Raw genomic sequence first — 21144 nt, 5'->3', positions numbered from 1 at the left:
AATATAAAGATGAAACTAGGCATTGTAATTTTTCCATCAAAAATGATTCAAGATAAAGCAAACGGACTGCGTAAGCGTTATGATCCGCATTATGCATTAGTTCCGCCACATATCACATTAAAAGCACCCTTTGAGGCACCAGATGAGCAATTAGCAGAAATTGTACAAGAACTGCATACAATCGCAAACAAAACAAATCCGTTTACCCTTCACGTTGGAAAGGTAAGCTCATTCGCACCTGTTAATAATGTTCTTTATTTCAAAGTAGAAAAAACACCTGAACTTACATTATTAAATGAAGAAATGCATAAAGGATTCTTTACACAAGAGCGTGAATACGCATTCGTACCACATTTAACAATTGGACAAAATCTATCAGATGCAGAGCATGCTGATGTATTAGGTCGCTTACGTATGAAAGACTTTTATTACGAGCAACCAATCGACCGTTTCCACCTTCTATATCAATTAGAAAATGAAACATGGACAGTATACGAAACATTCCACCTTGGAAAGGGGAACAACTAATTTGCAAGCACAAATCGTACAAACAGACGAACAGCTAAGAGATGCATTCTCTGTACGTAAACAAGTTTTTGTTGAAGAACAACATGTGTCCGCTGAAGAAGAATACGATCAATTTGAAGAAATCTCTAAACACGTTGTTATATATGATGAGGATACTCCAGTCGGCGCAGGTCGCTTTCGCATCGTTGATGGCATTGGGAAAATGGAGCGTATATGCATTCTCGCTTCCCATCGCAAAAAAGGGATTGGAAAAATTATTATGGACTCACTCGAGGCTTATGCCAAGGAAGAGTCGCTACCAAAATTGAAACTTCATGCGCAAACACATGCGGAATCCTTCTATAAAAAACTCGGATATGAAACTGTTTCTGATGTATTTATGGAGGCGGATATACCGCATGTTGTGATGATAAAAGAGTTATGATTTTCTAAACAGGAGGTAACCCCCTCCTGTTTTTTACATTGCTATTTTCTTTTTCTTCCGCTAAAGTTAAAAGTTGATGCTATAGTTTTGAAGGTGAATGTATGACTCAAGAAAAATTTTCGCAAAAAACATTAACGCACGCTAGCGTTCCGCAGGCAACCTATCATATTCCGAAAACCTCTGTCAATTTAATTGTAGAGAAGGATAATGATGCAGCTTATTTCCGCGCCCTAGAGCAGCAAGGCGTTTATTTAAATGAAAAACAATTAGAAGCAGTGCGAACAACAGAAGGTCCCGTTCTTACACTAGCCGGAGCTGGCAGCGGGAAAACATCGGTTTTAACCACTCGCGTTGGCTATTTAATTAATGTAAAAAATGTTCATCCACGCAACATTTTACTGCTTACGTTTACACAAAAAGCTGCTGAAGAAATTCGAAGCCGCGTAGCAAGCTTACCTGGGATGAACCACGTGGCAAGCCAGTATGTTGTCGCAGGCACATTCCATTCCGTCTTTTTAAAATTGCTTCGTAGCCAAGGGTATAACCAGCAAATTTTAGCAAATGAAAAACATAAACAAATTATGATAAAGAAAATCTTGAAAGAATTGCGCTTAAAAGATGATTACGATGCAGAAACAATGCTCGCCATGATTTCACTCGAAAAAAACAAATTAAATCGTCCAAAAGATGTACAAACAAAAACACCCGTTGAACAAGAATTTCGTGAAGTATATGAACGTTATGAAGATGTAAAACAAAGATATGGATATATAGACTTTGATGATATCTTACTAGAAACATTCTACATGCTTGAAAATAACGCACCTTTATTAACGCAATTGCAAAATAGATTTCATTACATTGAAGTCGATGAATTTCAAGATACATCGTATGCACAATATGAGATTGTAAAACTGTTAGCTTCGCCGCGAAATAATTTATTTATCGCGGGAGATGACGATCAAGCAATCTATGGCTGGCGCGGCGCAAGCCATCAAATTATCTTATCCTTTCCAAAAGAATTTGAAGATACAACCATTATTTCTTTAAATACAAATTATCGTTCGAATCCATTTATCGTTGGACTTGGAAATGAAGTCATTAAACTCAATCAAGAACGTTTTAAAAAAGAATTATATTCCGTTCATGAAGAAGGAGTGCAGCCATTTTATGCACGGCCTGCAACAACTCTTGATGAAGCAAATCAAATTCTGCAACTCATTCAAGATAAAGTAGCGAGCGGCGAACGATCATACAAAGACTTTTGTTTGCTGTATCGTACACATTCTGTCAGCCGTTCTTTACTCGATCAGCTTACAATCCACAAAGTTCCGTTTATCAAACACGGCGCAAGTCAATCGTTCTATGAACATTCTTTAATTAAACCCGTACTCGATCAGCTGCGACTCGCAAATGAACCGTTTCGAATCGAATCGCTCTCAAATATATTACCAACGATGTATATTGGCCGTGATGAATGCATTTCATTTATTGAACGTGAACAGTGGAAATATGGTGAAGGAAGATTCCCTTCCCTCCTTCATTTTCTATTGCTAAATCCGAGTTTAAAGCCATTCCAAGTCAAAAAAATAAACGACCGAATTGATTTCATTAAATTTATTAAAGAATTGGAACCAAAGAAAGCACTCAAAGAAATCATTAAAGGTAAAGGCAAATACTTAGAGTACTTACAAAGTAATGACCGTTCTTCCTTTACCATGCATAAAGACATACAAGAAGAAATGCTCGAAGAACTGATGGAATCAGCAAATCGCTTTACTGATATCCCTGCTTATTTAGAATTTGTAAGCACAGCGATTCAAAGCCAAAAAGAAATGGAAGCATTGAAAACAATGCAAGAGAAAGATGCTGTTTGCATTATGTCTATCCATAATGCAAAAGGACTGGAATTTCCATGTGTCTTTTTACTCGGAGCAAGCGATGGCATACTCCCTCACTCTTCTTCTTTAAAAGATGCAAACGACCGTGTGACCGATACTTCTGAAGCATTAGAAGAAGAAAGAAGGCTCATGTATGTCGCGATCACACGCGCAAAAGAAGAACTTTATATTTCCTCTCCGCAATTTTTTAGAGGGAAGAAATTAGATATATCAAGGTTTTTATATATTGCAAGAAAAGATTTACCGAAGAAGTCAGCGCCTTAACATCATATGGCGCTGCTTTTTTGTATCTTTCTCAAACAATACCGGGACCCAGCTAAAAGAAATAAGCTTTGTCTCTCGTAATATCAACTCTTCTCGACTCATATTCTATATAGCATAGACTTAAACAGTAAGGAGTGAATCATATGGGCTGCAACTGTAACAATACACATGATTCAGATTATGATGCAGGTTGTGTATGTAACGTTGTTTCATTTATACATGAATTACAAGAATGTGCATCAACTACTCCTTCCTTATATTATGACATTCCCTTCCTCGATCCCCATTATGAGACAAAAATCGCAAACACACGTCCTTTTGTTTTGTTCACAAAATCCGGAAATCCTTTCGAAGCATATGTACCTAGTATAAATACAAACTGTAAATCAGCCATTTTCCGCGTCGAAAATATAGACGACTCTTGCTACGCTGTACTTCAACCATTAATTGTTGTCGCAAATCGGGGAGAAGACGCTAATACAAATCCTATTTGTACGTATCTAACTAAACCAGATGCTGCATTACATGCAACCTCTACTTACATCACTGTTGATTTAACTTGCTTCTGTGGTATTCAATGTTTACGTGATATATATATTCCAAACTGCTGATTGAGGTTTATTTCTTGCTGATCCTTCGTCCCTCCTATTAATACACCTTCCCAATATCAACGACTACGATTTAAGTACAGATTTCTTCTCTACGAATATCTTATGAAAACAACATTACAAATGATTAATAGCCCCTAACGTTTAAAAAGGTTTAACACACTCTTTTCAACTTCATATACTCCCCTTTGCTCATTCTCTTCCAACTACATCACATCATATGTGAAGAATAAAAAATTTTGCTAGTACATTTATCATTAAATAGTTGTATACAAAACAAAAACACTCACGATAGCATGAGTGTTTACTCAACCTTGATTTTATTGACCTGGAAAAATTGTTTTCTTTCCGCTACAATTACAATTTTTCTTTTTCACATATCCTTGCTGTTCTAGCAGCTGATGCTGCTCTAGTTGCTTTTGTGCTTGTTGATTCTTCATATGTTGCTGCATTTGATGCCAATATTGAATGTTATGATATGGATCCGGTTGCTGATAGTTTGTCATCGCAAACATCTCCTCTATTTTTTTCGCTCGATTTACTATATGAACAATCCCTCTGTTTCGTTCCCTTATTTCTTATTCTTCTATCAATCGACTAACAATCGTCTCAATAATTGCTGCGACACCCGCAACCGCTAATAATAATATAATCGGCTCCATTACTTTTGGAATCCACTTATGACATAACAATAAAAATGCACTCGCCCATATCCCTGTACACCAATAACAACTTAACAATTCCCCTATCCATTTTCTTAATCCTTTTCCCTTTATTTTCATATAGGTGGAAATATTCCCGTCAGGTTCTGTAATTTGTACCTCTTCAATAAAAGGAGCTCGTAAAAATGATGTAATTTTATCGTAAACAATGAGCCGTGTTAATCGAAAAACAGCACATGAAAAAATAATGAAAGTAAGCCAGCTTGTAAATAACATCTTCCTCTCCTGCCTTTTCGATACTTCTACCCATAATATAAAAAACTCATAAAGAAGAGTAACCGATTTCCCCTTGCTTCAATATCCTATTAGTGTAAATCAAAACTCAATGATAAGGAGTGTAAAATATGAGCTGCAATGATGACAAAAAGCATTGTCATGATGTCAATTGTGTATGTGACGTCGTAAATTTTATCAACGAACTACAAGATGTACAACTTGATAGTTGCCCAACTGGTTGCGAAAATCCAATTCTAGGAGCAAACTGTGGTGGTACTTCTCCAATAGCTAACACTCGCCCTGTTTCAATATTTGGAAAAAAAGGAGATATTTTCTTACCGGCAGGTTGCTTTAATGTTCTTAACACAGATTCAATAACAGCTGATGCTTTTGAACTACCTATTCCTATTCCTTCTCCATTTTTACGCGTCGAAAGCGTAGATGGCGATTGCTGTGCAGTCTTTAGAGTATTAATACCAGATATAACAAACCTTAGTGCTGGTGCATTAAATGATCTTATCAGAGAATTATCACTATTCTTACCAACTCCCGGTGTCTCATCAACACAGGCTGATTTCCAATCAATCGCAAGAACTTTAATTTGTAAATATCAAAACGGTATTAGTTTCAGAGATACTGGCGGAGGTTCAGGAGTTGTTCCTAGACTAACAACAGAATTCTTTGGTTTAGCATCTACTAACTTCTGTATTACAGTTGACTTACGATGCTTCTGTGCAATTCAATGTTTCCGTGACACTTTCGTTAGCAGAGTGTAATTTTACTGTAAAACTAAAAAACTATGAGGTGACAGAGTATCTGTCACCTTTCTACATTCGTTCTCATAAACCCATCATCTTAATGTGAACAATATCTTCGAATTTAACTTTAATTTCCTTTGTTTTCTCCATCATTTTGATCCCTACATACCCTTCTTCATAAGAAAGTATGTATCCCGTTAAATTTTCTTTTACTGTTTTAATTTGACATTTTACTTTCGGAATATACTTAGGTTTTTGTATTAAAAAATAGAGTTTTTCTTCATTATTCATATCTTTGAAGGACTTTCTTTTTCGTACTCCTTTAGGTGAGCCTATTTCCTTACCTTTTCCCTCATTCAACGCTGCCCTTTCAAATTCTTTATTCTCTTTTGCAGCTATTACCTCTGTTTCTGGTGAATTATCCTCTCCTTGCAGTTCTTGAGTAATTTCCGCTTCTTCCTTTATGTTTAGTGCCTCTTTCTTTACTTCTTCAATAACTTCAGCTTCCGCTTTCACATCCGCTTCTTCCTTTATCTTTCGTGCCTCTTTCTTTACTTTTTCAATAACTTCAGCTTCTGCTTTCACATCCACTTCTTCCTTTATCTTTCGTGCCTCTTTCTTTACTTTTTCAATGACTTCAGCTTCTGTTTTCACATCCACATCTTCCTTTATCTTTCGTACCTCTTTCTTTACTTTTCCAATGACTTCAGCTTCTGCTTTCACATCCACTTCTTCCTTTATCTTTATTATTTCTTCCTTAATATCTATTTCCTCTTCCCGTGCAGATTCTACTTGTTTTTCCGGCTTTATAACAAATGTCTTTTGCATGTTCAATTTAGCCTCATCAAATGTAGGTTGTGAAATATATATGATCGACCGCTTATCTTTTTTTTTGCTCGGTTTCCGCTTCAAATCCTTTCCCTCCTGTTCTTACAAACTCCTACTGTTAGATGTATATTCACCGGATGCGGAAATTTGCTTGCTTTTTTGTATACAGGTATATTTCTCACTCCTCTTATTCGTTGAGATGTAGGTCTCACTATTCACAACAAATAGCGGGAGAAAATATGGATTATTTATCAATTTCCTTTATGTACTCGTTTTCTTCTAAAAATACAGCGTTAATACTTCTGTTTTACAAAAATATCATCAAAATTTAAAATTTAATACCCACTACCCTACTGAAAACATTCAAATACTCTAATGTACAAAAAAATTCCTGTTACTTTATTATTGCTTTCATAATCAAAAATCTAGTTACAATTATCAATAAAATTAAATGGGCCATTTTCATCTATTTGTTAATGTCTACTTGAATTGGACGCCTCAATTACCAAAAAATAGTAGTCTGTCCATATCAAGTTTACTCCTGCTTGCATTAAATATAACGTAAGCTATAAAACAAAAGAAGGTGAATATATGTTTAATCATTGTGGATCAAATCATCATGATTTCCGGTCTCCAGACGCTGTTCCATGCCCCACTCCTGGACCTATCTCTGTTCCGTTTCCTAGTCGCGCTGGTGAAGATGGTGCTTTTGCAGTTCAGGATGGTGGTACGTTTCAAACTATTGCGTTAGTAGACGTGGCAGGACTAATACTACTAGGAGGAACTAACAGAGCTCCAATCGCTTTTGATAGATTCTTACCTCCTCTTCCAACCACAATTCCTGTAACAGCAGCAACTCCTGTTCCTCCAGGTTTCGCAGGATCCATCACACTCCCGGCAAATCCTTTTACTGGTGTAGGAGTAACTACATCTGGCCTATTTGATATCACTGCTGGACTTTCATTGATTGGCGCTGTTGCGGATATACTTGGCGGCGGCCTTATTGCCCAAATAGTGAGATTCCCAGGCGGAATTGGCACCAACACGCCACAGCCTATTGCTACAATCCCTTTAGCAACGACAGCAACTATTCCAGGTGTCGTTGCCCTTCCATTACTAAGAGGAACAATCCGTGTTCCTGATGTACCATTAAACGCTGGTGACGTAGTTCAAATTCAACTTATCCAATCTACCGGTCTTGTTGCTGCTTCGGTGATAGCTGTCACTTACGCTTTCTTAGAGATTGAATAACATTCACTCTCTAAAAAAATAGCAATGTATAGAGAATTTCTCTGTACATTGCTTTCTCTTTTACTCCCGAATATAATATTTAAAATTCACATAAATATCCTCACCCATAATGTCTCTCTATATCAATTCTCTATACTATCATTCCCCATTCAGTTCTTTTTCAGGAAAAACTATGCCAAGTAATTCTAGGATTCTATGTGAAAAAGTATGTTCATTTTGAACTCTTTCTAAAGCCCTTGCCGCTATCATTTTTCTTTCTTCTTCATTATTCAAATAATATTCTATCTTTTGTATACATTCCTGAGGTGTACAATATGTTTCAATATCATAACCAGGCTGATAAAACTTACTTAAATCTGGACGAATATCGGTTAGTTGAAAAGTCCCGCAAGCAGATATTTCAAAAGTTCTAGGATTAAGAGATAACGCTTCTATTTTTTCGCTATTTTTATTAATAGTTGGGTCATCGTGTGAACGATGTAAATTGAGCACAATTTTTGCTCCATTGTAGTAGCTTGCTGTTTCTTCAGGAGATAACCAATGATTAGCATTAATTCTATGCTGAAACAAATGATAATTCTTTAAACCTTTCCAGCCGACACCAGAGATCAACGTATTTTTACTTGCCAAATAATCAGCAATTTCATCAAAAAATGTTACACGATTCGAAAAAGCAACCCCGATAAACAAAATATCTGTTTTATATTTTTCGTCAACATTTCTTGGATGAAAAACCTTAGGATCTGCAGCAAGGGGTAAATGATGAACCTTTTGACAACCAATCGATTTATAAAAAGAAATACAATTAATTTCTTGTGTAAAAACAAAATCATAATAAGATGCAATTTTTTTACTCTGATCTATAACATATGGATCATCTGTCATCCATACAGCTGTTTTTACACCTATTCTCTTTAGCATTTCAACCTGATAGTAGGGTAACTTGAACCCGCTAAAAACAAGTACAAAATCTGGTTTTACTTTTTGAGAAATTCTCACTAAATCTTGCTTTGGTGATACTACATGCATTTCTCGAACTGTTTTTTTTAGACTATCAATAATCCCCTTTTCTAACGGCCAATATGGTACATCGTATTCAGAGGATACGAATATGACTTTTATGTTCTTAAAGCTATCCTGCATACACAGAAGGTTTTGGAATCCTCGATAAAGATTTGAATATTCATGGTTTTCTTTCATCTATTTCACTCCATCCCTTTCTTAATTTATACTAATTGACAGAACAAAAGGCTCTAACGTAATCCTGGGAGAGAAATATTACACGAATTTAATCATTTAACTACAATTTCTAGTCTTGAAACCTTTTTATTACCCTCTTCTCTTATTCATCATCTTTAGACCTATTATCTTATGTTAATTTATTCAATGAGGTATTATGATGGAACTAAAAGATAATTATTTAACACACAAAATAGATATTCGTTCAGCTTTTCATTCAACATAAATCAATATGCTCATAAGACAGCCTCTTCTTAAGACTAGTCAAGTAGTTTTATAAAAAATTGTGAGAAGTACTGATTTTTAAAGTGTTTAAGTGATTTCATAATCATACAATAGGTTGTGTTTAATAAGATGAAAAGCCACTTTCAATAACTTATTCACACATGGAATGGATGCAATTTTATGATATTTGTTATAAGGTTTCATTTTTAATTTATCATAGTACTTCACGAAATGATTGTTCCCAAAGCGTCGTTGGCTAATCATATTTTGTATCGTAAAATAAAGGATTTTGCGTAAATGACTATTGTCACGCTTATTGATTTTATCTTTATAAAACAATGTACCAGATTAAAAATGTCTTATATCAATGCCTGCATAGGCATTGAGTTGCTTTTGATTATCAAATCAGCTGATATCACCTATCGCTCCAATCAAAAGAACCACCGTATTTTCACCTATGCCAGGAAAACTTATTAATATTTGATATCTGCTTCGTTCTTTTGAGAACGTGACCATCCGTTCAATTAATTCCCCTCGTTTTATCAAAACAGCTAAGTTCCTTTTAGCATAATCTTTTAACTATTCACACTGAATATCATTTTGATTCACAGCTGGATAGAAGTCCTGTGCAGCTTCTATTAACTGAATTGTTTTTTCTCCACTGTTTTAGGCACTATTTTTTGTCCATATTGACTGTGAACAACGGTTTTAGAAAGCTGTTTGACACAATCCACATGAGGGATAACTGTAAAACACTTAAAACAGCTCGGATTTTTGTGTGAAAAGCGATTCAATTCTGAAAAATTCAGCTGTAGTAACATATGTATCCGGTCTCGAATTACCTTTAGTTCTTCATCTAAATCATGATAGTATCGTATCGTGAAAGTACACAAATTTGATCGAAGTAATGGTCTTGTGTTGTTTTTACTCTATGTTTGGTCTTGAAACGAGTTTGAGCTAACCGATGGGCATCACTTTTATCAGTTTTATACATGCGTAAAGACGTCGTTTGAAGCTTTGACTCGAATGGATTTAATAGATAGTATAAAAAACCATAATTATTCATAAATCTCTCTAATTTCCTGGAATATACACCTGTCACTTCAAATACAATGAAGGGAGTTTGACCATCATCTCACAATAAAGTAACAATTTGTTCGTATAACTTTTTGAACTACGTTTGGTTATGCAAAATTTCACCCTCAAAATATAAAATTGTGCTGAATTATAAATAACCATATAACTTTTCCTCATACTGACATCAAAAGCAATCATGCTTTGCATAAGCATACCTCCTCATATTTTATAGAAGTCTTCACATTACCTTACCAATTTCCTTTTTCTTATACACAGTTTTAAAGACCCAACATACTTCACTAATTCTTATAAGAACAGTGAAGTATGGCAGTTTTTTATACGAAATCGAAATCCTAAGGCTGCCACGACCTGTTCTTCACTTCTACTATAAAAAATAGTAGCACAGACCATGTCCATGGCCTGTGCTACTATTCTTAGTATGTTTTTCACCCCTTTTGTCACATACAGATAAACATGTTTTGTTTTGACTCACAAAAGCAACGTGTTTATTGGGCAATTTTATCTTTCTCCGATTTTAGTTCTTCAAATTCTTTAATTCGGGATAAAGTAAACAATTTTATATTATTACTAGATGCATCGTTTTGTACCATTAAACCGTCCATTTAATAGATTCTTTTTTGGTTACATCCTAGTTTCTGTAGTTTCTGAATTGCTTTTTAACTATCAATTTTTAGGTAAGTAGATTCATATGAAAAGTTAGAATTATATTTGATGTTGATCTTTTGGTTTTATAATTCCATATTTAAATTCATTATTCCTTCTATATTTATATAAATATATTTTATAGGAGAAAAATTACAGCATTTACTATAATACCCACTTTTCCCACAATTTTTCTAGCTAAAAGAAGCTAGCCATTTAGCGGTTCAAGAACATATTGCCATGAACGAATAGCGTTTGGTTTCTAATATATAACTTTTTTTCTCACTCTGATTTTTTGTAAGCATAAATAAGCCCCTTTGAAAAATGCAAGTGGGGCCTATTTGACGCCTACTAACATATTTTTCAGTACCTTCTCATAATTCCGAGGTCATCTCTTCATAAAATCTTGGTTCTTCTTTAATAATATAAAAAGTAATTCATTGAATTAATTGTATTTCTTTATCTTCCATCTCTACAAAATTGAAAACATAACATCGAACCTTCAATTTGACAAATATGATTACCTTCAGTTGAATTCAAATAGTCGATAATATGTGTAACACTAGGCACTAAGGGATTTCCGTAGTCATGCCAACAAATAATCCCCCCTTTTTTTATTGCTTCTCGAGCTAAAAAGGTATCATATAAAACACCTTTAGAAGAGTGATCGCCATCAATAAAAATTAAATCAGCAGTTGGTAAATCTGCAGGATCTATATCTCTTGAACCATTAGGTTTTATAATGATCTCAACTCGCGGCTCGTTCCTTACAAGTTCTCCAGCAATTAAGGGAACTTCGTGTTGTTGTATTGTTAGGGGTGTTTTAAAATCAGGTGGAACATCTATTCCTATATATTTTTTAATCCAAGTGCAGTTTTTCAGTAAACACTTAGCAGTAAAACCTTTGTGTATCCCAATTTCAATAACTGTCTTAGGTTGGAAGTTTTGCGAGAAGGCAAGTAGCGGTTCGAAATCGTTTCTTAATAAGGAATTTAATAAATTATCCGGCACAATTGGTTCCCCGAATATTTGAAAAAATAACTCTCGCTTTATAAAACTCATCTTCTACCCCACCCCCTTTTAATTAAATCACAAAAAAGAATGAGCTGATTACTTATCTCTCATTATAACAAACTACTTAAATGTACAGTACAAATCACCATAAACGAATTTTTCTATTAGTTTTAGTAGAGCAGAATAATCTTCTACCTTTATCAAATTACTATCCCTGTTAATAAAATAAACACTTGGATATATAGATTTTAAGAGGTTAAATACGTCCTCCGGATTATCGCCTGTATTCCTCGAAATGCATATTGGATTAAATTCAATAATTATATCGGGTTTCCACAATTGAATAGTATTCAAGGCGCCAAATAATGCTTTTAATTCAGATCCTTCAGTATCTATCTTGATAAAATCTATTTTTGTAACATTTTCAGCTTTAATCCAATCATCTAATTTTACACACATAATATCTTGGTTAGGTGTTGCAATTGATTCCCTGTTATTGTAAACAAATGACCATCCACCTCCGTCACTTATATCACAAAATCTCATATTTGCATTCTCATTATAAATCCCTAAATTAAAAGGTAATATATTATCAATTTTGTTAACCTTAATATTTCTTACTAAATATGAATAGTTTTTTTGTGAGGGTTCAAAAGAATAAACTTTTCCATTATTAGCCAAATAACTTAGAGCAAGGGAGATTAAACCGATATTTGCTCCAATATCTAGACAAATACTTTTCGGATCAATAATTGTTTTTAGTAGGTTCATAATGTAATATTCATATTCTCCTTTGCTTGCTTTTACATACTGAAATATACTTCGATCCAACTCACTACCATAAACAATAAAGTTTTTGTTATCAAAAGGTAAATTCAAAATTGCTCTATCCATATAATCTCTCCTAACTATTTATTAATATTAACTACATTTTTTATTTTCTTGATAATATTCATCGGTTAAATTACAGATAATTCAGATGATTATTCCAGATAGTTTTTAACATGAAATATAAATAAAGTCCAGGGTCACCAACTAATAATTCTTTATCACATATATATGGTGTAGAGAAGGGTTCCTTTATATAGGCAGTATTACAGTGACATTGAAATTTCTTACAAAAATAACATAGTATGGAGTGATACCTATTATGAAAAACTGGCATACAACCAGGAATTACCCTTTTTAATAATATAGATTGTACATCGCACCTCTTACATTTTTTAGGTAACACAGTTATTAAAACATGCACTTACAAAACTGATGTGCCCACTTCAATAATAGAATTCATTATAATGCATCAAAATTGTTAAAAATTATTTTATACCCTTAATTATCTGAAAAATTTAAATAGTATCGTATTTAAATTTCTAAATAGGGGCTATTAGAGTCAGGATATGGGCCATAGATTAACGGGTGATATGCGGATTCTGGAGTAAGCTCTTCGAATTTGGAGATATCAACTAAATCTTTACGTAGAAAAAAAGCATTAACTCCATTTTTATCTGTTCCAAGCAACGAATATCCTAATTTTCCCCCAAGTTCATATAGGGACGTTAAACTAGCACCAAAGTATGAGGTGCCATCCCAATGAAATTTCGGATTATACATAATCACCATTTTTTGTGGAGGTGGGAAATGAGCATTATACTCAATCACAACGAGCCGGGGTTTATACTCGGATAAAGCTCTCCAAACCCAATAATCATTACCATCTATATCAATCGATAGTAAATCAAATTCCAACGGAACATTCATATCATTAAAGATTCGAGTGATGTTGGCTTTTGTAATAAATTTATGTGCAGTTCGCACATTTGGACAGTTTGAAAAATTAATACACAAATTTTCATATGCAATCTCGTTACCTTCAATCCAAACTCCCGACCATTGCTTAGATAAAACAAGATAAGCACTGTTACATTGCGAACCGTCATAAACCCCGAATTCAACAAAAAATTTGTTTGTCGTACCAATTCGTTGAAAAACTTCTTCAATAATGCCATCTTCGCCGTTTTGAGAATAAAATTTTTTTTCATAAGAATTTATTATATTCATTATCTCCCTCCTTTATACATCCATAAAGCTTTTATTACTGGAACCCTAGTAGTTTTTAATCCTAGATACACTTACGAAATTTATCCTTTCTAAATTTCCCTATCTAAATAATAGAGGCTTTAGTTAGGCATTTATTACTTTACACCTAACTTGAAAGAAAGGAGAGGGGTTACAATTCCAATAAATATCTCGAGTGATTATATTAACGCATAAACATTATATTCTTAATATTCAAGAATATTATAAAAAAGTGCAGTTAGAATTACATATAATTAATTTAAATATTGTATATAGTACATTGAATTTTCTATTACACAGATTTATATTTTTGATAATTATATAGGATTAAATTCTTAATATACCATACCTTTTTGTATTATAAGGTCAGCCAGAAAACATTTCTTGTTGACCTTTTTTCATATCGGTCTACGATAACCAAAGCTTGAATAGAACGTCTGCATCCTCTATAGGACTTGATTTTGTTAATTAAATAGTTCTTCCCCTACTTATAGAAACATAATTGAGATAGGCTGAGAATTGGATCTCGCATAACAAGCGCAGCTATAAAACTACATGGAGGAATAGAGGTTTACCGGTTCGTTGTATTTTAAGGAGAAGATATATAAGCGATGCATCCAATCATAGATCTGGATGTAACAAAAGGCTCCATCGTCAGGTAAGTGAAGGTGTGTCTCCTTGCAATGTAAGTTTAAAAATTAGAACTTCAAAACGTCGTTTAACAAATTATAATAAAGGTACTGCTGAATTTTATGCTATTGATAAATTCGACGGTCATCTAAATCCTATTTTATCAGGTGTTGAGTATACTTGATCAGACTCCTTTCAAAGACAGGACAAAACCGCATACTCATTATGCATGACTTATACCTGATGAAAAATATGTTGCTGTTGTTGAATTAGGGAGCGATAAAGTCTAGACATGTAAAGTAACGAACTGAATCCTACAAGAGGTTCTCTCACAATCTGTTCATCTTGGAATAGACCTTACCATCTTATTTTTATCCCAACGGTTGATATGCCTATGTTTATAACAGAGTTTAGCTCTAAAGTGATTGGTTCTATCCTATGAAAAAGATAATGGCAGCTTTTTATAGTTTGAATATATTTATTTGTACACTGCATTGCCGAACTAATTTCTTCAAAATTGTTCTATTTTATGAAATACGTCTTTTCGAAAATAATTTACACAGTTTCCTCCGTGCGCTAAACTGAAAAGCCATCTCCCATCATAAGGAACAGAATAATGCGACCAATCATTAAGGTCTCTATTGTAATTAGATTAATAGTATCTCTTTTTGCAATCCCCTGATTAATAATAAGATGTATAATCATCGGCTTTATTAAATTCATTTCCATCTCCATGCCATATAATAACCGTACTTCATATCGCAAAAAGCGCATACTGTTACATTACTTTCCTCTTTCAAAAACCAAATAGATATATTTTTTATAACTGATTTAGTAATATCCCTTTGCTATTTGATTTAATTAATACGTTTCATTTTGCCCGAACTAATCTTTGCTTGTTCACATACTCTAATAGTAGTATTAAATTAAGAGCAAGGTTTTAGAACCAAAACAGGGTAGCTATGAGTTTTAGTATAATGGTATTCAAGCGTACAAACTTCAATTAAATTTATGGACAAGGATAATTTCAACTTAAAATTTCATAAAAATTCTGAAATAATATATATTGACTTGGAAAATTAACTATCCGTCAATATATAATTGTACCAAATAAATGAAAAAAAGAATCGGCAGCCTATAATGCATATTACGGAACTGTTGGGTTCCATCCATTAGTCGCCTTTGATGTTATTACCGTTGATTTTTTAAAAGCTAAATTGTGTCCCCTAAATATTTATACTTCGAATGTTGTAGTGAAATTTACACAGCAATTAATGGAACATTACAACAGAAATCCCCCTTGAATAACACCCTTTATTCTAGGAGATAGTAGATTTGTCGATCCTAATTCATTCTTTTTTTGTGACGGATTGGCTACGAACCCTTTGTTTTCCAAAAGTGAAAAAGAATATGCACATTAAAACTATCCTTATAAGAATTGTGAAGGTGACCAGTAAATTAATACAATCAAGCAGATCCTTTTCCTTCAAAATATCATCAAGTTTTGTGTATCTGGAATTCTTTTGGAAGGTACTTGGTTTCATTCAAAATTAAAAGTAGCATAACCAAATAAAACTAGAAATTTTCGGGATTAAATCAAGAAACTTAGTTGAAGTCTTCCTAAAATAGAAATTTTTTGATTGATTATCTAATTTTTAAATAAAACCATGCCACCTTATACTATAAAAAAAGTAGTAACTTATTTTCCTGGCTAATATCCGTTATTTTTCAGCAAAATAATTCAGATTTTAAAATATCTTTTGTAAAGCCGAAGTATTCCATATAAATTAGATATCTCACCAATAAACATAGATAGTAGCATATCCTAGGAAAATTTCGGCGGAAAATATTAAAGGGAGATGAATCATATTGAGCCCATTTTTACCGGCAAATGTTGTTTATAAGGGTATTCCATTTTATTTTGCTACACATCAAGATGATAAAGTGATTGGTAACGCTCTAAGATTAGGTTTAGTTATTGAGGAGCAAATATTAAACTATCTAAACACATTAATTAAGCCAGGAAGTCACATTCTTGATGCAGGGGCAAATATTGGTTCTATGTCTATTATTCTGGCAAAAATAAATCCTCTAGTTACGATATATTGTTTTGAACCTGACCCACTAAATTATTCATTATTAAATATTAATATTGTTCTAAATGATGTTCAAAATATCCATACTTTTAATTATGCTTTAAGTAAGGAACAAAAATTTACAACTTTTTATAAAAATAATATTAATTATGGTGACCATCGAACTTCAAAACCACTAGAAAATGACGCAGACATTAGTAACTTTGGACACTTACCGATGATTGTACCTTCAGTAAATATTGTTAACTTTTTGAAAGAATGTTTAGGTGAACAATCTCCAAATTATTTTGATATAGTAAAGATCGATACACAAGGAGCTGACATTGAGATTCTTGATTCATGTTTACCACTTATTAAAGATCATTCAACAATTGTAATGGAATATTGTCCTTACCTTCTACATCGTAATGGATCCTCTAAAAAGCAAATAGAAAAATTACTAAATAATTTCTCTAATATAGGAGTTATCTATCCTAGTCAACCAAATATCATTACTAGTATAGATCTAGAGAAAATAATATCTGATTTTGATATTCTATCTCCAACGATCAATTATTACGATATAACTCTTAGTAGGAAAAAATAAGACTAATAAAATTTCCACTTATTCTTCAGTTTCAAGAAAAAACGGGAAAACTTCTAAAGTCTTTAAAATGACCGATTATTCTAAAATGATCATTGAAAAATCTTATCATGAGTTTAATAACTTAATAAAATTATCTATATAAGTTGAACTTAAATCTTGCATATGGAATTTCCCATATCATCTGTTGAATAAAAAATTACTTTTATTAAGTGGTAATCTGATGATTTCCACTAACAAAAAATTACTGGAAGTTGAAAATGGATTATAACATGAAAAACGTCACATGCATGAACGTTATCAAACCATTCGCTTGCATTGGTGGGAAATATTTAAACATAAATCTCAATCATTTTATGCAGTTCAGAGAAAAATGTCAGTAACTACATCCGTACCTATAAAAATATGTGATAAAGGATTTGACCATGGAGTTCTCTTCAGGAAAGCAGCCTCTGTTAACGGTGGAGCAATAAGCTCAACAACTAAAACAAGTCATTGTCAACCATGTCGCTCAGGAGATAGGATTTACGGTGAAATTTAATTGAACTTTAGAAAATATTGTAACCTATATTAATCTTGGATACGGCTATTCATACTCCCTTCAATTGGGTATCTAAAATATTGCATCGATTAGAACTGGGTTACATGAAACTGACCCACACTCTGACGGCAGCTTACGAAAAAAAGTAAGAAGAGTGTGGAGAATCTACTTTTCCTGAATAAAAAATTCCAAGAACTGCGAAATTGATTATATTTTATTTAAAAATAAAAGTAAGATCCGTGATTATCATGCATTACAGTATACTTGGTTTGCCAAAGGAAAGCAAAGAATCGTTAACAACGCCAGTCAAACATCGTGGTTTGAAACTAATAACAGCTGTTGATTATGTTAAGAGTGAAATTGTTTGGCAGGCAGGAAGACGAACATTATAACGCCATAACGTTTCTTACCTTTTTCAAAAAGATAGTAGCTGCCTTTCCCTTGGGTAACGTCATCATGATACCCTGATAACACACGAATTCATCATGTAAAATTATTGGAACCTTTCCATACAGAATTGATGAACAGATAAGATTGGTTAACCTGCTATCCTACAGGCCTCATTTAAATATTGTGGAGGGACTGTGAAAATGGTCAAAGTCCGATTTGATAAACAATGTCTTCTACCATAAAGTTGAGGAAATTCACCAAAATGTTCATTTTTTATAGAAAACATTCAAAATGAACCTATGAAAAACTTTGACCGACTATGTGTTAGGATGGAAGCAAATAGCGTTCAAAAAAATCTTTAGTTCACCCTATATAGTTGTTCCATCAGCTTAATGGCAATTATAGTGTTGCAACCAAAACGTCTGCAATAAAACCTTCAGAAATTACTTGCTTATTTGACGAGCTGGGTCATTATAGCTATATTGCTCTGCAATTTTATAAAGTTCTTCGTCCGCAACCAAAAATTGAAGCAATTCCAATAACGGGCTAAATTTTTTCATTTAGTCACTCTCCAAAATTTTTGTTAGGGGTAACAATTATTTTATATGCGAGTAACTTTTTTGTCATAAAAACTTGCCATAATTCCATTATCTTAATAATTAACACTCGTGCTATCTATAAACATCTCATAATTAATCTTTTATGAATTTACTAAATCTAAATATTTTTTGGCACATTTTATCCAAGAATAATTTTTGGTTTTCTCTTTAACTGCGTCACCTAAAGATATCCTAAAATTCGGATTTGCTAACACACGTTGTAAATGATTTTGAAGAGTTAATATATCATTAAATGGAAATAAAAGTCCACATCCATTTGATAACAATTCTTGGGCATAATAGTAAGGGGTGGAGATACATGTTTTTCCTAGATATGCTGCGTAAGTTAGAGTTGCACTAGAGTTTTGCTCAAGAAAATAATATGGGGTAATATAAATATCAGCTGCGACTAAATAATCCATTATTTCACGATCAGACAAATAATAGGGAATAAACTTTACATGATTATTTATTTTTAATTGGTTAACTAAATTTAAAAGTTTATTGCGGTAATTTTCTCCCTGACTAATTAATTCTTTAGGATGAGTAGTACCAAGTATTATATAAAGAAACTCAGGATGTCTTTGAATAACTTTTGGAATAGCATGCAATACTAATTCGATTCCTTTATTTGGGCTTAAGAGTCCGAATGTTAAAGCGGTTGTTTTATTAGATATCATGAATTTTTCTTTTAATTCTTCTTTTGTTTGAATCGGATATTCGGGAACCCCATTGGGAATTACTACTGCCTTTTCAGCAGGTATATTATGAGTTGTTACCAGTAAATGTCTTCCATAATCAGAAAGAGCGATTACTTTGTCACAATGATTAGCAATACTGGAGAGGTTATAAATACTATCTGTTAAAATGGTATGAAATGTAATAAAAACAGTTTTTTTTATTTGTTGTATAAAGAGGTTAATATAGTTACTCTCTATTGTTCCATAAATACTAAATTCATGTTGAATAATTACTGCATTAATAGTATCTGAGTTTAGATAATTGAGCGTTTTTTCGTAATCACTCCAATTATCCGATTTAATTTGATGAACAACTTCATCGCCGTAATCTGTCATATAGTTATCACTTACTGCAATGACAGGTACATGAATTTCTCCTAATTCTATTAACCCCTGTCTCAAATATGAAGCAAATTCTCCGATACCACATTGATTAGGAGGGTACGTACTAACTATTGCAATAGCCATAGAACTTTCATTCCTTTCTCCTATATAAAAAATCCCCTTAGTTAAAGCAAGTTTTATCATGAAACTTGAAAACTAATTTAAAGATAAGTTATATAAAATAAACTCGCAAATTTACAGTCATTTTGTTGACTTCTGTGTTTGTCAATAAAATTGAGGATGTCATTTTAAATCCCCCCTGGTTCAGGAGGTTAAAGGACCAATCTCTAATTATTAGTAGATTTTTATCTTCATAGCATCTTAAAATATTAATAAACTTTGATGAATTGTAGTGATAAAAGAATAGAACCCTATAGTTTTAGTCTATCCCATATACTTTCTAAGATCATTCTCAACCATCATCTGAACAGGTTTTTCAAAACTTATATGAGGCACCCGTTTTAACTTTGTTTTTTCTTTTAAAGGATTACTTACCAAGATATCTACCTCTGCTGGCCTAATAAGTTGAGAATCTTGAACTACATAATCCTCCCAATTTAAACCCACATTTCTAAAGGCGATTTCTACAAATTCTTTAGCAGTATGAGTCTCTCCCGTAGTAATCACATAATCATCAGGATCATCTTACTACAGCATCAATCACATGACTTTTACATAATCTCCGGCAAAATCCCAGTCGCATTATGAATCTGAATTTCCCAAAAATAATTTATCTTGCATTTCAAGTTTAATTTTTGTAACACCATCAGTTACTTTACGGGTGACAAACTCAATTCCACATCTTAGTGATTCATGATTAAATAAAATACCTGAGCAGGTAAATATTCCATAGCTTTCACAATAATTCACCGTGATTCAGTAGCCATGCACTTTTGCTACCCCATAAGGGCTTAGAATAAAAGCGGTATTTTCCTTTGTCCACCTGCTAAAATAATGGCTTTCATAGATTATACAACACTTTTTTAATGATCTTATATGAAAATAAATAATAAGCTTTATTGGTTCAGATTTACCATTATATGTAGTACCTAAAATAGAGGAACAATGATAAATACCCCAACTTCCAGGATGGTTAATCCTGCTAACTCTTTTTTTGTTCCCTCTATTTCTCTCTATATTCTATTTCTTCCCAGAGAAAAAAATTCCGATAAATCAGATTATTATGCGACAACCCCAGTTTTTCCAGACGGGACTTATATAATTTTCTAATTTCTTGAGGAGAGTATTTTGTTCTCATAATTTCTTTGACATGATCACCTATTTATTTAGCAAATTAATAATCTTTTGTTTGAAAATTAAGTAATTATACCTCATTTGGAATTGAGATGCATTATTAAGTTTAATTACTAAACCAACTGATACATCG

Annotated in this window: 17 protein-coding genes and 3 pseudogenes; 9 read left to right on the top strand and 11 right to left on the bottom strand. The window is 33.0% G+C overall.

Going from position 1 to position 21144, the window contains the following annotated elements:
• Nucleotides 1-9 precede the first annotated feature (9 nt).
• The 4 genes from LOK41_RS07795 (at nucleotide 10) to LOK41_RS07780 (ending at nucleotide 3728) form a co-directional block, all read left to right on the top strand.
• Nucleotides 10-528 (top strand): YjcG family protein, encoded by a 519-nt coding sequence (locus tag LOK41_RS07795; RefSeq protein WP_241815969.1) that lies wholly within the window; start codon nucleotides 10-12, stop codon nucleotides 526-528.
• A gap of 1 nt (nucleotide 529) precedes the next feature.
• Complete coding sequence (locus LOK41_RS07790; protein WP_241815968.1) at nucleotides 530-952, top strand: GNAT family N-acetyltransferase; 423 nt, start codon at nucleotides 530-532, stop codon at nucleotides 950-952.
• Between the two features lie 101 nt (nucleotides 953-1053).
• Nucleotides 1054-3117: an ATP-dependent helicase gene (locus tag LOK41_RS07785; RefSeq protein WP_241815967.1), complete on the top strand. Its 2064-nt coding sequence runs from the start codon at nucleotides 1054-1056 to the stop codon at nucleotides 3115-3117.
• A gap of 143 nt (nucleotides 3118-3260) precedes the next feature.
• On the top strand, nucleotides 3261-3728 hold the full coding sequence (locus tag LOK41_RS07780) for a CotY/CotZ family spore coat protein (protein WP_241815966.1): 468 nt from the start codon (nucleotides 3261-3263) through the stop codon (nucleotides 3726-3728).
• A gap of 317 nt (nucleotides 3729-4045) precedes the next feature.
• Here LOK41_RS07780 and LOK41_RS07775 read toward each other — a convergent pair whose 3' ends face one another.
• Together LOK41_RS07775 and LOK41_RS07770 are read right to left on the bottom strand one after the other, a co-directional pair.
• Nucleotides 4046-4240: a cytochrome C oxidase subunit III gene (locus tag LOK41_RS07775; protein ID WP_241815965.1), complete on the bottom strand. Its 195-nt coding sequence runs from the start codon at nucleotides 4238-4240 to the stop codon at nucleotides 4046-4048.
• Nucleotides 4241-4303: 63 nt separating this feature from the next.
• A complete protein-coding gene (locus LOK41_RS07770; protein WP_241815964.1) occupies nucleotides 4304-4663 on the bottom strand; it encodes a DUF1360 domain-containing protein in 360 nt (119 codons plus the stop codon).
• A gap of 128 nt (nucleotides 4664-4791) precedes the next feature.
• On the opposite strand from LOK41_RS07770, the gene LOK41_RS07765 reads away from it, so the two are divergent.
• The gene (locus tag LOK41_RS07765; protein WP_241815963.1) at nucleotides 4792-5439 is read left to right on the top strand and encodes a CotY/CotZ family spore coat protein; all 648 of its coding nucleotides are present in this window, start codon (nucleotides 4792-4794) and stop codon (nucleotides 5437-5439) included.
• A gap of 63 nt (nucleotides 5440-5502) precedes the next feature.
• Here the strand turns inward: LOK41_RS07765 and LOK41_RS07760 are convergent, their stop codons facing one another.
• A complete protein-coding gene (locus LOK41_RS07760; RefSeq protein WP_241815962.1) occupies nucleotides 5503-6333 on the bottom strand; it encodes a CotO family spore coat protein in 831 nt (276 codons plus the stop codon).
• A gap of 507 nt (nucleotides 6334-6840) precedes the next feature.
• Here LOK41_RS07760 and LOK41_RS07755 point away from each other — a divergent pair.
• Nucleotides 6841-7500, top strand: coding sequence for a hypothetical protein (locus LOK41_RS07755; protein ID WP_241815961.1), 660 nt, complete (start codon nucleotides 6841-6843; stop codon nucleotides 7498-7500).
• A gap of 138 nt (nucleotides 7501-7638) precedes the next feature.
• On the opposite strand, the gene LOK41_RS07750 is transcribed toward LOK41_RS07755, so the two are convergent.
• The 6 genes and pseudogenes from LOK41_RS07750 to LOK41_RS07725 form a co-directional block, all read right to left on the bottom strand.
• Nucleotides 7639-8700, bottom strand: a complete 1062-nt coding sequence (locus tag LOK41_RS07750) for a CgeB family protein (protein ID WP_241815960.1) — start codon at nucleotides 8698-8700, stop codon at nucleotides 7639-7641.
• Nucleotides 8701-9051: 351 nt separating this feature from the next.
• Nucleotides 9052-10248, bottom strand: a pseudogene (locus LOK41_RS29255) (transposase).
• Between the two features lie 915 nt (nucleotides 10249-11163).
• Complete coding sequence (locus LOK41_RS07740; protein WP_241815959.1) at nucleotides 11164-11766, bottom strand: class I SAM-dependent methyltransferase; 603 nt, start codon at nucleotides 11764-11766, stop codon at nucleotides 11164-11166.
• Between the two features lie 72 nt (nucleotides 11767-11838).
• Nucleotides 11839-12612, bottom strand: coding sequence for an FkbM family methyltransferase (locus LOK41_RS07735; RefSeq protein WP_241815958.1), 774 nt, complete (start codon nucleotides 12610-12612; stop codon nucleotides 11839-11841).
• 468 nt (nucleotides 12613-13080) lie between these two features.
• A complete protein-coding gene (locus LOK41_RS07730) occupies nucleotides 13081-13776 on the bottom strand; it encodes a hypothetical protein (RefSeq protein WP_241815957.1) in 696 nt (231 codons plus the stop codon).
• Nucleotides 13777-15000: 1224 nt separating this feature from the next.
• A complete protein-coding gene (locus LOK41_RS07725; protein WP_241815956.1) occupies nucleotides 15001-15198 on the bottom strand; it encodes a hypothetical protein in 198 nt (65 codons plus the stop codon).
• 344 nt (nucleotides 15199-15542) lie between these two features.
• Between LOK41_RS07725 and LOK41_RS07720 the strand changes: the two are divergent.
• From LOK41_RS07720 to LOK41_RS07710, 3 genes and pseudogenes are all read left to right on the top strand, one after another.
• Nucleotides 15543-15978, top strand: a pseudogene (locus LOK41_RS07720) (transposase); the annotation flags it as partial.
• A 315-nt stretch (nucleotides 15979-16293) separates the two neighbouring features.
• A complete protein-coding gene (locus LOK41_RS07715; RefSeq protein WP_241815955.1) occupies nucleotides 16294-17106 on the top strand; it encodes an FkbM family methyltransferase in 813 nt (270 codons plus the stop codon).
• Between the two features lie 786 nt (nucleotides 17107-17892).
• Nucleotides 17893-18036, top strand: a complete 144-nt coding sequence (locus LOK41_RS07710) for a hypothetical protein (RefSeq protein WP_241815954.1) — start codon at nucleotides 17893-17895, stop codon at nucleotides 18034-18036.
• A 698-nt stretch (nucleotides 18037-18734) separates the two neighbouring features.
• Here LOK41_RS07710 and LOK41_RS07705 read toward each other — a convergent pair.
• Both LOK41_RS07705 and LOK41_RS07700 read right to left on the bottom strand, forming a co-directional pair.
• Nucleotides 18735-19901, bottom strand: a complete 1167-nt coding sequence (locus LOK41_RS07705; RefSeq protein WP_241815953.1) for a glycosyltransferase — start codon at nucleotides 19899-19901, stop codon at nucleotides 18735-18737.
• Between the two features lie 240 nt (nucleotides 19902-20141).
• Nucleotides 20142-20627, bottom strand: a pseudogene (locus tag LOK41_RS07700) (GDP-mannose 4,6-dehydratase).
• Nucleotides 20628-21144 lie beyond the last annotated feature (517 nt).

Origin of the sequence: Bacillus sp. TL12 (genome assembly GCF_022625245.1) — a bacterium.
Classification (GTDB): Bacteria; Bacillota; Bacilli; order Bacillales; family Bacillaceae_G; genus Bacillus_A.
The sequence above is the reverse complement of the archived record's forward strand: the minus strand, read 5'-3'. Positions and strand labels throughout refer to the sequence as shown.

Excerpts from the sequence above, each read along its gene's own strand:
- LOK41_RS07785 (WP_241815967.1), top strand. The coding sequence starts at position 1,054 with ATGACTCAAGAAAAATTTTCGCAAAAAACATTAACGCACGCTAGCGTT.
- LOK41_RS07780 (WP_241815966.1), top strand. The coding sequence starts at position 3,261 with ATGGGCTGCAACTGTAACAATACACATGATTCAGATTATGATGCAGGT.
- LOK41_RS07750 (WP_241815960.1), bottom strand. The coding sequence starts at position 8,700 with ATGAAAGAAAACCATGAATATTCAAATCTTTATCGAGGATTCCAAAAC.
- LOK41_RS07705 (WP_241815953.1), bottom strand. The coding sequence starts at position 19,901 with ATGATAAAACTTGCTTTAACTAAGGGGATTTTTTATATAGGAGAAAGG.
- LOK41_RS07755 (WP_241815961.1), top strand. The coding sequence starts at position 6,841 with ATGTTTAATCATTGTGGATCAAATCATCATGATTTCCGGTCTCCAGAC.
- LOK41_RS07710 (WP_241815954.1), top strand. The coding sequence starts at position 17,893 with ATGCATTACAGTATACTTGGTTTGCCAAAGGAAAGCAAAGAATCGTTA.
- LOK41_RS07775 (WP_241815965.1), bottom strand. The coding sequence starts at position 4,240 with ATGTTTGCGATGACAAACTATCAGCAACCGGATCCATATCATAACATT.
- LOK41_RS07740 (WP_241815959.1), bottom strand. The coding sequence starts at position 11,766 with ATGAGTTTTATAAAGCGAGAGTTATTTTTTCAAATATTCGGGGAACCA.
- LOK41_RS07730 (WP_241815957.1), bottom strand. The coding sequence starts at position 13,776 with ATGAATATAATAAATTCTTATGAAAAAAAATTTTATTCTCAAAACGGC.
- LOK41_RS07765 (WP_241815963.1), top strand. The coding sequence starts at position 4,792 with ATGAGCTGCAATGATGACAAAAAGCATTGTCATGATGTCAATTGTGTA.
- LOK41_RS07735 (WP_241815958.1), bottom strand. The coding sequence starts at position 12,612 with ATGGATAGAGCAATTTTGAATTTACCTTTTGATAACAAAAACTTTATT.
- LOK41_RS07795 (WP_241815969.1), top strand. The coding sequence starts at position 10 with ATGAAACTAGGCATTGTAATTTTTCCATCAAAAATGATTCAAGATAAA.
- LOK41_RS07770 (WP_241815964.1), bottom strand. The coding sequence starts at position 4,663 with ATGTTATTTACAAGCTGGCTTACTTTCATTATTTTTTCATGTGCTGTT.
- LOK41_RS07725 (WP_241815956.1), bottom strand. The coding sequence starts at position 15,198 with ATGCGCTTTTTGCGATATGAAGTACGGTTATTATATGGCATGGAGATG.